The sequence below is a fragment of the Paenibacillus campinasensis genome (genome assembly GCF_002272015.1).
Taxonomy (GTDB): Bacteria; Bacillota; Bacilli; order Paenibacillales; family Paenibacillaceae; genus Paenibacillus_AQ; species Paenibacillus_AQ campinasensis.
Map to the genome: position 1 here is coordinate 1 of NZ_NPBY01000073.1, position 12,731 is coordinate 12,731.

General features: G+C 41.5%; 15 protein-coding genes. All 15 read left to right on the top strand.

The window, feature by feature from the left end; all coding sequences use genetic code 11:
• The first annotated feature begins 326 nt into the window (after nt 1–326).
• A complete protein-coding gene (locus tag CHH67_RS21040; protein ID WP_095267342.1) occupies nt 327–626 on the top strand; it encodes a helix-turn-helix domain-containing protein in 300 nt (99 codons plus the stop codon).
• 1 nt (nt 627) lies between these two features.
• Nucleotides 628–1,749 (top strand): CHC2 zinc finger domain-containing protein, encoded by a 1,122-nt coding sequence (locus tag CHH67_RS21045; protein ID WP_095267343.1) that lies wholly within the window; start codon nt 628–630, stop codon nt 1,747–1,749.
• 29 nt (nt 1,750–1,778) lie between these two features.
• Entirely contained in the window at nt 1,779–2,267 is a 489-nt protein-coding gene (locus CHH67_RS26575; RefSeq protein WP_218832059.1) for a helix-turn-helix domain-containing protein, read from the top strand.
• Nucleotides 2,268–2,279: 12 nt separating this feature from the next.
• Complete coding sequence (locus tag CHH67_RS21050; RefSeq protein WP_095267344.1) at nt 2,280–2,582, top strand: hypothetical protein; 303 nt, start codon at nt 2,280–2,282, stop codon at nt 2,580–2,582.
• 102 nt (nt 2,583–2,684) lie between these two features.
• Nucleotides 2,685–3,071, top strand: a complete 387-nt coding sequence (locus CHH67_RS21055; RefSeq protein WP_095267345.1) for a hypothetical protein — start codon at nt 2,685–2,687, stop codon at nt 3,069–3,071.
• A gap of 353 nt (nt 3,072–3,424) precedes the next feature.
• Nucleotides 3,425–3,835 carry a hypothetical protein gene (locus tag CHH67_RS21060; RefSeq protein ID WP_095267346.1) on the top strand — a complete coding sequence of 137 codons (411 nt, stop codon included), beginning with the start codon at nt 3,425–3,427 and terminating at the stop codon, nt 3,833–3,835.
• On the top strand, nt 3,832–4,767 hold the full coding sequence (locus CHH67_RS21065; RefSeq protein ID WP_095267347.1) for a tyrosine-type recombinase/integrase: 936 nt from the start codon (nt 3,832–3,834) through the stop codon (nt 4,765–4,767). The genes CHH67_RS21060 and CHH67_RS21065 overlap by 4 nt, the downstream gene beginning before the upstream one ends.
• A gap of 228 nt (nt 4,768–4,995) precedes the next feature.
• Nucleotides 4,996–6,204, top strand: a complete 1,209-nt coding sequence (locus CHH67_RS21070; RefSeq protein WP_218832061.1) for a GGDEF domain-containing protein — start codon at nt 4,996–4,998, stop codon at nt 6,202–6,204.
• Between the two features lie 31 nt (nt 6,205–6,235).
• Nucleotides 6,236–8,656, top strand: coding sequence for a DNA topoisomerase (locus CHH67_RS21075; protein ID WP_095267349.1), 2,421 nt, complete (start codon nt 6,236–6,238; stop codon nt 8,654–8,656).
• 36 nt (nt 8,657–8,692) lie between these two features.
• Nucleotides 8,693–8,941 carry a hypothetical protein gene (locus CHH67_RS21080; protein ID WP_095267350.1) on the top strand — a complete coding sequence of 83 codons (249 nt, stop codon included), beginning with the start codon at nt 8,693–8,695 and terminating at the stop codon, nt 8,939–8,941.
• A 402-nt stretch (nt 8,942–9,343) separates the two neighbouring features.
• Complete coding sequence (locus CHH67_RS21085; protein ID WP_095267351.1) at nt 9,344–10,216, top strand: hypothetical protein; 873 nt, start codon at nt 9,344–9,346, stop codon at nt 10,214–10,216.
• Nucleotides 10,217–10,620: 404 nt separating this feature from the next.
• Entirely contained in the window at nt 10,621–11,070 is a 450-nt protein-coding gene (locus CHH67_RS21090; protein WP_095267352.1) for a hypothetical protein, read from the top strand.
• Complete coding sequence (locus tag CHH67_RS21095; protein WP_095267353.1) at nt 11,063–11,335, top strand: hypothetical protein; 273 nt, start codon at nt 11,063–11,065, stop codon at nt 11,333–11,335. Before CHH67_RS21090 ends, CHH67_RS21095 begins: the two co-directional genes overlap by 8 nt.
• A 115-nt stretch (nt 11,336–11,450) precedes the next feature.
• Nucleotides 11,451–11,669, top strand: coding sequence for a hypothetical protein (locus tag CHH67_RS21100; RefSeq protein ID WP_095267354.1), 219 nt, complete (start codon nt 11,451–11,453; stop codon nt 11,667–11,669).
• 267 nt (nt 11,670–11,936) lie between these two features.
• Nucleotides 11,937–12,461, top strand: coding sequence for a type III toxin-antitoxin system ToxN/AbiQ family toxin (locus CHH67_RS21105; protein ID WP_095267355.1), 525 nt, complete (start codon nt 11,937–11,939; stop codon nt 12,459–12,461).
• The last annotated feature ends 270 nt before the right edge of the window (nt 12,462–12,731 follow it).

Sequence of the window (12,731 nt, forward strand, 5' to 3'; positions counted from 1 at the left end):
CGACAGGATTATTAATTGGGTTTTTAAGTATCTGGTATTTCTTTTTTGAATGGGTGCCCTTCTGGGATCTCACGTCTATTGGGGAATTCCCCCCAGAACTTCATTCGTATCACTATATTATTGGTGCCATAGGTGTAATAATTGCACTCGTATTAGTTTTATACAATTTGACTCTAATCATAAATGTTATTTATCAGATTTGTAGACTCTACATTGAAGCGTATCGTTCAAGGAGTGAATAAGGAATGCCTGAACAATGCTCAAGAGCGATATAAGCCCTTTTCCACCATAAAATCCGAATACCCAAAAAGTCATGGAGGCACAACATGTTTGGAAACCATTTACGTCATTTGAGAAACCAATTAGGATTAACACAGCAAGAAGTAGCTGGTATGGCTGGAATTCAGGCTCAATATTTGAGCCGCATTGAAAATAATAGGGATCAGCCACCTTCCGAAGAGATTTTGATTCGCTTAGCTCATGTGTTGAAGGTAGATGCCTATCGTTTAATTGCTGATGCCGGTAAGATCCCGGGCGATTTTCAGCGCCTTATTTTATCTGATTCCGAAGTATTTGAATATTTATCACGTAAAGTCAGAGAAAGACAACAAGTGAGGGATAGATAATATGCACTTTTCAAGAGAATATATTGACGAGCTTCTATCCAGGGTTAACATGATGGAAGTCATGAGCAGACACGGCGTCCAGGTAAAAGCAGGAAGTGGCAACAATAACTATTTTATTGCAGACTTTTGTTGCGGCAAGAAAGACTTTGATAATGGCCGCATTAGGAAGAGTACACAGAATTACAAGTGTAGGGCTTGTAGAAACGGCGGGAATGCCATTCACTTTTTGAGAAATGTAGTTGGCATGAGCTTTATCGACGCGGTAAAGGATCTGGCCACGATGGTGGGTATGGATCTTCCGGAAGAGGATGGGAAAGAACGTGAGTATCAAAAAAGAAGAGAACTTGCATTAAAGCTAACAGCAGATTTCTATCATAAACAGAATAATTTTGATTACTTTCTCAGCCGGGGCATCTCACTTGATGTATTAAAAAAGTATAAGGCTGGCTACGCACCTGGTGGACGGGTATTAAGAGATTATCTTGAAAGCCAGGGATTCACTAAACAAGAGCTTACCGAGTTTAAGCTGCTTAATCAAAAAGGTTTGGATAAGTTTTTCTACAGAGCGATCATTCCTATTTTCATGAATGGGAAGGTTGTAGATCTTTATGGTCGTCAGGTGAGAGAAGGGAATGGAGTCAAGCATTTGTATCTCTACGGAGATGTGACCTTTTTAGGTGGATATGATTTCATTGAGCCTGGGAAAATGGTGACGATCTATGAATCTTACATCGATCAGCTGGTAGCTGAATCTTATGGTATTTCCAATGGGACGAATGTCGGCGGAGCCAGTAAATTCTCTTCGGATCATGCCAAACTGTTGAAAAAGAAAGCTATAGATAAAGGACTTGTTATCTTTGACGGTGACAATCCCGGCCGAAAAGGGGCTTATGAAACAGGGAAGATCCTCAATGAATCCAACATCGAGACATGGATTGGAGATTTACCCGATGGCCAGGATCCAGCAGAGATTTTGAATCAGGAAGGTTTGGAGAGTTTTCGGAATAAAGTAGCCGGCCGCCCGTTTCGCAAGGTACAAATGCATCGGGATCTTTCGCAATACTCCGTTGATGAAATCGAGGAGTATCTTGCTGAGAAAAAACTTAAATTAGAGGGAAGTTGATGGGCAGACCTCAGATGTAGGAGGAAAATATGACTGAGGCAGTATCTATGCGGAAATTAAGACAACAAAGAAGGCGAGATAAGCAGTGTGCTCAATGTGGCAAGTCTTCTAATACGTATCTTTGCGAAAAATGCAAAGAAAGACGTGAGATCAAAGCGCAACAACGTCATGAAACAAGGCGTAGCATGGGTTTGTGTGAACGCTGTGGTAAACAACCCTTTATCCTGGATGACGAGAGATGCTTATGCCACAGGTGTAAAAGCGTATATCCCAACCTACCTATTCGTAAATTAAGAAGATGGGAAGTGAAAAATCACAGACTGTATCATTTGATGATGGATCGGGATTGTTCAACTAAAGATTTAGCAAAATTTGTTGGAATAAGCGAAAGAAGCGTTTGTAGATGGCTCTTTCAAAATTCCGTCCCAAAGGAAGATAATGCACGGAGGGCAGCTCAGTTCTTTAATATGGAAACGAGCGAGCTGTTTCCTGGGTACAACAAGTTAGATAAACGTTAGGGTGTGTGTTCAATGATGTTTTATGAATTTATCGAGCCTTATTATGCTTTGATTAAAGGTGAATTAATCAACCCCATAGATGGAAATCCAGTGACACTAACGGCTGTTCATATTTATGAAGAGAGTATTGCTAAGTTGGATGGCCATACGGATTCAATGAAGCTGCGGGCGGCAAAAGGAAGATATGTACACGAAGATGAAGCATTCTTCTTATTTGCTCGGTCCCTGGGAAATGAAAGCTTCACCGAAGCCAAGAGATTGTTCAAGGCGTTACCGAAAGATTCGCTCGTGATCATTGATCCTGCACTACAATGAATGAAGGGATGAACAGCGAATGTCAATTATGTGTTGCAGAATCGCAGATGATGACGATCTAAGTCCTCGAAAAGACCAATCATAGAGAGGTGAGATTATTAGATGTTTCTATTTAAATACAATGTTGAGATAAATCCAACTCAAATGAATGCCGTCCAGTTAACATGCCACATAGATTACGTCGATCCAATGTTTGAACAAAGAATTTTAAACATTCTTAAACATTATTCTTTGTACATATATCTAGCAGAAGATAACAGTATGTTATCAAAGCTGTTAAGAGAAGAAGTGATTTTATCTGTTTGGTTAACGAGAGAATATAGAAAGGAACGCGATATTACGGAAGACTTCAGGAATAAAGTCATCACGCTACAACTAAAATATGATTGCAATGTTAACAAAGCAAAACAATTATTTGAGAAAAAAATAAACAAAGCCTTCAAAAATGAGATTCAATACTACCAAGACCTAAAAAGCAAGCTGAGATGACTAAGTGAAACGAATTAATTGAAACCCAAATAGACAGTCAGCATTCTATTTAAATCCTCATAACAGACCAGGCATAAAGCTCTCACTTTCTGAGAGCTTTTTTTCATTTATCCGACAAGATAATACATCTCGTGCAAATTCAGGCCCAAGGAACTATTTTTATGGATTTTTCTCTATTACCACCGGACAAAGAATATAAAGTGGGTAATTATCTCTATTTTCCAAGGGATAATATGGTATAATCGGACTATATTTATATAGTAATATCGAATTAATGAAGTGGGAGAAAGGGGGGGGATACGAATGTGATATGAAACTCAAATCCTCGATTTTTATGAAAAGGAGAGATTCGTTTGTTCCAATCGAAAAGGGAAAAAAATATTATTGTCATCACGTTCATTCTGAATGCTGTCGCATTTGGGTTTGTAAATGTATTTAGTGCTTTCGGATGGAATCCCATGTTAGCCGAAAATTATCCATTTCTCATCATATTGGTATGGTCGATGATCCTGGCAAGCTTCTTACAAAATGGCTGGAAGGCCATGTTTTATATTAATGCGGTCCCTTTTATAGGATTCTTAACTATCCCACTAGTCATCTCAGGTTACTCTGAGCCTGACAGTGATGTCTTTGTCTCGCCAGGCGGTGCATTCGTATTCCCGCGGGACTTGATCATCATAGGGATTTTCCTGGTTTGCTCCATTATTGTGCAGCTCATCCTTCGCCAATTTAATATGACAAAAAACGGAGATGAAGAACAATGATTCAACTTGAAGAAACCCAAGAACTATTGACATGGAAGATTTCATTTCAAGCGGAAAGAAAATATTATAGAAAATCACTAATAAGGGATTACGCTTCATGGTTAGAGAAAAATTATAAGAAATCCTATCATTTACGCGCAGCCGCGAGCTTTCATGAATGGTATTTGGCTTATACGCAAAAAGAGAAACTTGATCCTAACACAATCAAACCTGTGGACTTAGAATACTGGATCGATTATTTGTTCAACGATGCAAGATATATAAAAAAGAGATCGCAGGCACCCCAGATGTATAATGTTAATTCCATACGAGCATACAAACGTTCCATTAAGACCTTTTTCAGATATTTGCTGGATACAAAACAGATATCAGAATCCGCTTATCAAGCGATCCATAAACGTTCAGCTCGCAGCATTATGCAACCCGAAATGTTGAGTCAGAGACAAACCGCACTATTAACTAGTTATTATGACACTCATCTTCGTTCAGACTGGCACTTCATCAGGAATAAAGCGATTCTCTATGCTTCGTTGTATGGCGGTCTATCGTTAACAGATATCATTCAACTTCCTTCCAACAGCCTGAAGGTATTAAATGCAGTGATCAAAATCGAAATGGGGGATAAGCCGCGGATTGTTGAAATTGAAGCGGAGCTAATGAATCCATTACTGGATTGGATTGAAATCAGAGGCGGAAATATCGAGAAAATGTTTGTTACGGATCAATATAAGCCACTGACCGAATCCGATATGGCTGCAATATATCAGGTGTGTGGGGTCGATGTTGGCATACCGAATCTTTCTGCCATTGTATTAAGAAATACATATATCAAAAATTTGTACGAGAAAGGATATGAAATTCCGTTTATTGCATACGCAACCGGAGCGTCCCCGCACTATATTCATCGAATAGCCGAATCCATTGATTTTTGATTCAAACTAAGGAGCTGAACCATAATTATGCCGCTTAGTCACTATTTAGCCACTATCAATACATCCATATTTTTCATCCTATTAATCTTATCCATCGCATTCTATCGACGATGGAAAACTTCAGACTATGGAAGCCTTGTCGCCGGCTTTGGAATAAATCTCTTTTTCTATCTCATGTTCCTTCTCAAACATGGGGAGAGCTTGGATGAAGCACAGGGATCCATGACGATGATTGGAGCGACATGTTTAGTTACATTCCTCGTGCTTGCAAAGTTTTTTATGAACAAACAACTCTCTTTCCTACACATATGCATTGGACTGAGCGGTGCTTTAATTTTGTCGATCATATCATCGTTTTATGGGTCGATCCTGTTTACGTTAGTCTATGCTGCATTGGCCGGAGCTTATATGTACTGGTTCGTACCGCGGCTGCCCAAAAAAAGACTTTTCTATTTAGCGTCCGTGATTGCGATATGTTCATATGTTTTGAATATCGCTTATCTCGCTTCAGATCTGCTGATCATCGCCAATCTTGTTTTATTTGGGCAAACGGTATTCATCATTTTGATAACCGTTATTTTTTTTGAACGCATTGTGGATATGGTCTATGCAGTCAGCTATAAATCTGTAACCGATGGGTTAACCGGTCTCTATTACAAGTCTTTTTTTGTGAAGAAAGTGGATGATGCTGTTCGATCCGGTCAACCGGCTGCAGTTATCTTTTGCGATATCGATAATTTCAAGAGGGTCAACGATACACAGGGACATTACGTAGGGGATCAGATTCTAAAGCTCGTGGCTCGAATTATGAAGGAAGTGTGCCAGGATATCGGTATTGCGGGGCGTTACGGCGGTGAAGAGATCGTTGGGTTAATAACCGATTCGAATGCGGATGCTTCCGTTATTGCCGAACGATTCCGATCCAGGGTACAAGCAGAATCAGGGAGTATATTTCCTGTAACGGTCAGTGTGGGACTAAGCAGCTCAAATGAGCAGACAGAATCCGGAGAATCATTAATCCGTAAAGCAGATGAGGCTCTTTACATCGCGAAATCAACAGGTAAAAACCGCGTTGTTCAGGCAGAAGAAGCACGGTCTCTCCAGCAACATGAAAGTGTGCCGCTGGAAGCAGTGATATTTGAGAAAAAGGATCAAGAGTTAGGAGCGATCTCAGAACCCCAAAATCGAGATCGAGTCCAAAAGGGGTTCGAAGAAGAGAAGACTGTGGCAACTACTATGTCAGATGCTGACCCTAATATGGAAGCTGACAATGAGTTCGAAGACGAGGAACCTGCAGAAGATATCATCTCTGATAATGAACAGAACATCGTTGAACAGGAGAGCCAGGAGGATCCAGTGTCAAACATCCAGGAGCGTGAAAGGGTTAATCTCCCTCCCGATATTATCAATCCATTCAAATCCAAAAAAACAAGCTAGGGCGAGTTTATGTAAAGGAGTATCTTCTTAAATGAGAGTTATCTTAGCAGAAAAACCCGACATGGGACGCAATATTGCAGAAGCCCTTGGTGTAGCAAAAAAGGAAAGACATTATATTACGCTGCAATCCGGGGATGTTGTTACCTGGGCCATTGGGCACCTTATTCAGCAGCAGCTGCCGGATAAATATCCGGAGTATAAAGAGTGGAAATTGGAAAACCTGCCGTTTGTTCCTTATCCGCTTCAGCTTGAAGTGGACCCATCAAAGGAAGAACAAATGAAGGTAATTGGAGATCTCCTATCCCGCAGCACGGGTTGTGTAATTGCTACAGATCCTGGTCGGGAAGGGGAACATATTGCCAGAACGATCCTGGAATACCTCGGTTATAAGGGCCAGCTGCAGCGTCTCTGGATACATGATTTAACGCCTGAGACAATCCGGACAGGCTTTGGAGAGCTGCGACCGGCTTCGGAGTACGATAACTTGGCTGCTGCAGCAAAAATTCGTTCTGCCGTCGATTTTTGGGTTGGGATCACGGCCACTCGTTTATTTTCGATCACGGCCAAGGAAGTGGCGAAAGAGAACGTCAAACTATCTGCTGGTCGCGTTCAGACACCCACGCTGCGCATGGTTTATGATCGCGAGATGGCTATACAGAATTTTAAGCCGGAGACCTTTTTCGTGTTAAAGGCACATTTTCAAACGGAACAAGGGAGTTATGCTGGGCAATGGTTCAAGGAAACTCAAGATGGCATTGTTTATCGTTTTAAAACCAAGCAGGATGCTGAAGACATTCTAAAGAAAGTCACAGGCAAGAAGGGGCAGGTGCTTCATTATGTTTCAAAGGATGTTAAACGAGCAGCACCGATGTTCTTTGATGGGACCGCACTTCGTGTAGCAGCTCGAAAGGAACTTGGGTTTGATATTCAGAAAACAACGAAGCTCCTACAAAAAATCTATGACAAGAAGTATGTTACGTATCCTCGAACAAGCAGTCGTCATCTTTCCACCAACGCTGCTCACCAGCTCGTGGAGAGATTAAAAAAGCTGCAATTGAAGACCAAATATGGACATTTTTTTCCGGAAGAAATTGCTTCTTTGGTCGGGAAGAAACGGTTTGTTGATGATGCCAAAGCTACCGAGCACCACGCTGTCGTTCCAACAGAACGGAATCCGGATGATTATAAAAATGACCCAGCCTATCAATTATCTCCGGATGAAGAGAAGCTTTATGAATTGATTTTGAAGCACACGCTTGCTGCATTTCACCCTGAAGGGCTGGACAGGGAGACCGAAGTTATCACAGAAGTAGCCGGCGAGCGGTTTTTATCCAAATCATTGTTTGTGTTATCCCCCGGTTGGCGAGAATTCTATAACCCGAAAGACGATGAGAAACCAGACGACGAAGACCGAAGTCCCATTCCTGAATTACATGAAGGACTTTCTGCTTCTCTGGCCAAGGGTGAACTGGCAACAGGAAAGACATCTAAACCCAAACGATTGTCTGATACCGATCTTGAGAATCTGATGAAGTATGCTGGCCGCCATGTGGATGAAGAACAAGTAGACGCAGACGTGCTGCAGCAGCTCAAGGAAAAAGGGATCGGAACACCGGCGACGAGAGTGGCCATCATCGAGAAGTTAATGAGAGATGAATACATTGAAGTTAAGAAAAATCTTGTTTATTTAACTGCCAAAGGCCAGAACTTTTTAGAACTGGTGTATGAACATCCGATAGCCTCCGTGGAGCTGACGGGCGAGTTTGAACAGAAACTTGAAGAAGTTGCGGATGGTCGGCGGGATCCAGAAGCGCTTCTGTTGGAATTTAGAGATTTCACCTATGAGATTTTAAAGTATAAGGATCAGCTGCAGAGCAAAATAGCTGAGCTTTTAGGGAATAAGGCACTCTTTGTCCATCAAAATGAAGTAGGGTCATGCCCATTGTGCAGTAAGCCGATTGTTGAACGAGAGAAAAGCTACAGCTGCACCGGCTGGAAGGAAGGGTGTTCATTCTCAATCTGGAAAATCTATCGTCAGGTTTCTATTAGCTCCACTCAGGCCAAACATTTACTAGCCGGGAAGGAAGTTTTATTGAAAGGAATCCCGAAGAAAGACAACGATGGCACCTATGATTTATTTATTTTTTTGAAGGGTTCAAGTATTGAAGTGCGCTTTCCTACTTCTGAAGACTTTTCTTTAGGGGCTTGCCCGCGGTGCAAGCAGCCTGTACTTGAAAATCAATACAATTACAGATGTAGTCAGTGGAAAGCCGGCTGCACTTTTAAACTAAGTAAGGATTTTTTAGGTCAGTCGATTAAGACTAGTCAAATGAAAAAATTACTCAAATCTGGGAAGACGGATCCGATCGAAGGTTTGTCCGGAAAAAAAGGTCCGTTTACAGCTCGGCTTGGTTATGACTCGGAATTGAATCGTTACTGCTTTGTTCGTTAGCCAGGGCTGGTTCAACATGAAAGGATGGTCAAATTCATGAAAGAAACAGTATCTTCTAAGATGTACTATGTTCTGAATGAGGCAATTTCAGAAGTCAGTGCAGCTCCAAGCGAAAAAAGAGAAATGATTCTCGAAAGATTGGTAGCCCAAGGGAAGGCCGTAAAGGCGCCTCAACAAGAGCTTAGTCAAGGGAAAATATTATTTCAGAGTTATTTGATATTACAATTTCTTCGTCGTTACAATCATGATAAAAATTATCGTCGATATGTACTCGATGCGGGTTAAAGAAACCAGGCTAATCCCTCAGTAAACCACCCACGAAACGCCCAAGCGACCCGGAAGTTCACCGGTTCCATTGGGCGTTTTGCGCTTCCGCGCAATGTGGGTACCCGGTAGCAGAGATGCCATTCATGCAATGTGGTTGATTTCGTAAGCCGAAATCCCGGCCCTTTTTTTTGAACATGCCACCTTTCACCAGCCTATCATACCCTGCCATCCGGACAAGGATTTTCCGCTGTCGTGTTCCTCCTGGTCTCGGATAGTTCAACTACTCAGCGCCGCTACGCGCCTGGCTGAGCCTCTAGTTAAACTAGCAGGGGAAGCTTCTTCTTCGATGCTTATCCGATATGATACGCATGTTCCAGGTGGCAAGCTTAACGGGCCGCCGATTGAAAGGAGGAGAAGACGTTGCAAATAGAATTCGATATCTTCGCTGATTCATTACAAACACCGGAATTACCGGCGAAGGACAAACAGCCACATGAAATGACTTTAGCTCAATTTCTCGCCAGTCCTGATTGGGTCGCTTATCCGGATCCGAAACCAACAGGGAAGTCCATGGGGATGTATCTTATGAAGCAACCGGACGGCACGGACTGGATGGGCGGCTGGATCGGAAAATTTAAGGATCAGAGGAAAGCCAAGATGGAATTTCATTATTCTCAGGTTTTCAGAACGGTCCATTGGGGCAAGGATGATGTTGATCCCAAGGTGTTAAGTCAATACCCGAAGTTAGCGAAAGCGCAGGAGGCAGTTCATCAATATTTATCGTGGATCCAATTTGATATGAGAGGGGACTATATCGAAGTTGGATTGCCTTCGGGCACTAGATTTTTTCACATTCTCGATTTTCCGTTGTACTGCCGTGTTTCTGTACGAGGGTTCGTTAAGAATCATGGATTGGATCATTTTCCACTTGAATTGGAGAATCTAGAGAGTATCTTTAATCAAGTCGAAGTGGCTGCAATTGCAATTGAGCGTTTTGTTTCCAAGTTTTTAAACGCTGGACACCGACCGCGTTTTTTAATTCCGGAATATATGTCTTTAACAAATGGAACTACCGGGGATGAGGTCAGGTTCAGAAAGCCGATTTCGTTTAAAGATGGGCAACCGGAGTTTGAGACCTTCACCGGTGTGACGGTCTTCAACTATTTTTCTGATGTACCAAGCGTTGAGTATGTGGATCAGGGGAAGACGCAAGTATGGTCGCTGTATCCTTCCCAAATCCTAGCGGTCAAGATCGACGGAAACTGGAAAGAGTGCCCTTTGAAGATTAGATGACAAGTGATTCGAACATAGCCGGTTAGCTTGAAAGCTTACCGGCAATAGTTTAGTCCTGTTTATCTTTTGATATAATACGAGTAGAAATGGAGGGACATGGATATGAACAGCGTTGTCTCATTTCCAGAAAAAAACATGTGGATCCTTTAGCGAATCTCAAACAACAGATCCAAATTCGTTTTTGAATCAAAAGTGTGTGAGGAATATGAAAGAGAGTCTATTACTATATCAGCATATTGTATAGACTCGTTCATAAGAAAGGAAAGATATTATGTCCAATGCAATTTTCCAATTACATCTATTCGAAGTATGTAGTTTCGGTATAAGTTGGATTTTTGATAGAACTACTGGAAAGCTGCATACTACATAATGATATATCCGTGTATAAAGAGGGAGGTACAAAGATGATTGCCAAGTTATTTAAAAAACGAGAAACAGTCTACCCCATTACTTCCTCTTCTCTTTCTGATTTTCAGAAAAAGAAGATTCTCCGGGATCTAGATTATAGAGCAGAGGGTATCGAATTCCATTGCAGCAAAGCGGGAATTTCCTTAACAGAAATAAATAACGAGACGCTCTATCTCCAATTGGTTAGATTATTGATAAAGAAAATAGAAAGAAACGAAGTTCTCACTGGTGTTGAAATTAGTATCCTCAACGGTATGTTCTCTGTTTTGAAGGATATTGCTATTGAAATCGTACCGATTAGTGAACTATCTAATGAAGGAAGAGTGCTTCCGGGGAGCGATTTCTTCTTTGTGAACTATTTTGGTTATGTCCGTTTGCGTGAAGTGAGTGGTAACATTTTGAATAAATTTATACATACGGGAACGGGGGAGAACAGTGATGGCTAATTCAATTTGCTGTGGTAAGAAGATGCAGTTTAATGATAATTCTATTACGAATGTTGTAGAACGGGGCCAATTATATCCGAATTCCACTCCAATATTTTACTGTGACGTTTGCCATTCTTATTATGATGGTTTTACGGCTCATGAGCCTACTATGAGCAAGTTCACCAACGATCAAGTGAAAGAGATTGGATGCGAAAGCTGGTTCCATCCTGATGTAATGGCACGGCTACAAAATATGAGAGATTTGACTAAAGATGACAAGTGATTCAAAACATTGCCGGTTGGCTTGAAAGCTTACCGGCAATAAAAATACCTGTTTGCATAGTTTTAGTCCTGTTTATCCTATGATATAATACGAGTAGAAATGGAGGGACATGGATATGAATAGCGTTGTCTCATTTCCAGAAAAAAAACATGTGGATCCTTTAGCGAATCTCAAACAACAGATCCAAAATCGTTTTGGAGTGTCACTTTGCGAATACGCTGGGTATGGTAATAACGGTAAACGTTCACCTGAAGTACAATCGAAGATTGAACGAGCAATGAAAAAAGAGACATTAAAAATGGCGTCTAAACTTTTGAATACAGTTGATCATTAAGATTGTTCCTTTAGCCGAGCTTCTTGACAATGATCATCGGATCCCCTATCATAAAAGTATGAGATATCCTTTTATCTCCAATCAGTAAAAAGTCGGAGATCCTCTACCGTTAAAGTGAGGGAAGAAAAAAGTCGGAGATTCTCAGCCGTCAAGTGAGAAACGGAAAAAGCCGGAGATCCTCTGCCGTGTAAGTGAGGAATTAAAAAAGTATTGTAAGGGTAGCAGAAGCTGCCCTTATTTATTTTATAAAGAGAGAAGTTGCTAGGATTGAGTAAGACAATTAGAATTTGCGGTGTTCAATCTCAATATCTTGACTACCTTCGCAACATTGATCCACTGGTTAGCCATGATCCCACGCATAGGCGGAAGTTTATTGGAGTTGTTCTTGAGGTCAACGGTCATCATTATTGCGCTCCCCTTTCTTCTCCCAAACCCAAACACCGGCGGATTTCGAACAAGGCCCTGGATGTAATAAAAATGGACGATGGGAAATTAGGTGTCATTAACTTAAATAACATGATTCCTGTTCCGGATTCGGCCATCATACATATCGATATTTCCACTTATCCTGATGAACAGTACAAAAACTTATTAATGAATCAAATGAGGTTCATTAGATCTAATGAAGATTTGATCAAGAAGAAAGCGAAGCGTTTGTATCAGGTCGTGAACAGTGAAAAACAAACCAAACTTAACGAGCGTTGCTGTAAATTTCTTTTGCTTGAAGATGCTGCATTAAGTTATCATGTTCAAGCCATATCTACTACAGAGGTAGCCGCAACGAAAGAGTAAGGTTGGATATAAGAGCTATCAGTTTACAATCCCCCAAAAGCCCAAGTTTCGAGCGATGAAAGTCGCTTGGATCCTTGAGCTTTTTTTGCGTTTAAAGGAAGCAATCCGATGGATTGCTTGAATATACAACGGTCTGTGAGCATTGGCGGCGAGGGGGCGGAAAAGGTTGGCGGCATCTGTGCTGCCGCCTGGATTTCAATATAGGGCTATGGAAACCTTCCGGCTTCGCCAGAAGGGCGGCCTATTCTATGTCACTTGCCGCAGCCGGCC

Coding starts and splice junctions, on each gene's coding strand:
- CHH67_RS21055 (WP_095267345.1), top strand. CDS start 2,685: ATGTTTCTATTTAAATACAATGTTGAGATAAATCCAACTCAAATGAAT.
- CHH67_RS21090 (WP_095267352.1), top strand. CDS start 10,621: ATGATTGCCAAGTTATTTAAAAAACGAGAAACAGTCTACCCCATTACT.
- CHH67_RS21040 (WP_095267342.1), top strand. CDS start 327: ATGTTTGGAAACCATTTACGTCATTTGAGAAACCAATTAGGATTAACA.
- CHH67_RS21065 (WP_095267347.1), top strand. CDS start 3,832: ATGATTCAACTTGAAGAAACCCAAGAACTATTGACATGGAAGATTTCA.
- CHH67_RS21080 (WP_095267350.1), top strand. CDS start 8,693: ATGAAAGAAACAGTATCTTCTAAGATGTACTATGTTCTGAATGAGGCA.
- CHH67_RS21070 (WP_218832061.1), top strand. CDS start 4,996: ATGATTGGAGCGACATGTTTAGTTACATTCCTCGTGCTTGCAAAGTTT.
- CHH67_RS21075 (WP_095267349.1), top strand. CDS start 6,236: ATGAGAGTTATCTTAGCAGAAAAACCCGACATGGGACGCAATATTGCA.
- CHH67_RS21100 (WP_095267354.1), top strand. CDS start 11,451: ATGAATAGCGTTGTCTCATTTCCAGAAAAAAAACATGTGGATCCTTTA.
- CHH67_RS26575 (WP_218832059.1), top strand. CDS start 1,779: ATGACTGAGGCAGTATCTATGCGGAAATTAAGACAACAAAGAAGGCGA.
- CHH67_RS21095 (WP_095267353.1), top strand. CDS start 11,063: ATGGCTAATTCAATTTGCTGTGGTAAGAAGATGCAGTTTAATGATAAT.
- CHH67_RS21050 (WP_095267344.1), top strand. CDS start 2,280: ATGATGTTTTATGAATTTATCGAGCCTTATTATGCTTTGATTAAAGGT.
- CHH67_RS21045 (WP_095267343.1), top strand. CDS start 628: ATGCACTTTTCAAGAGAATATATTGACGAGCTTCTATCCAGGGTTAAC.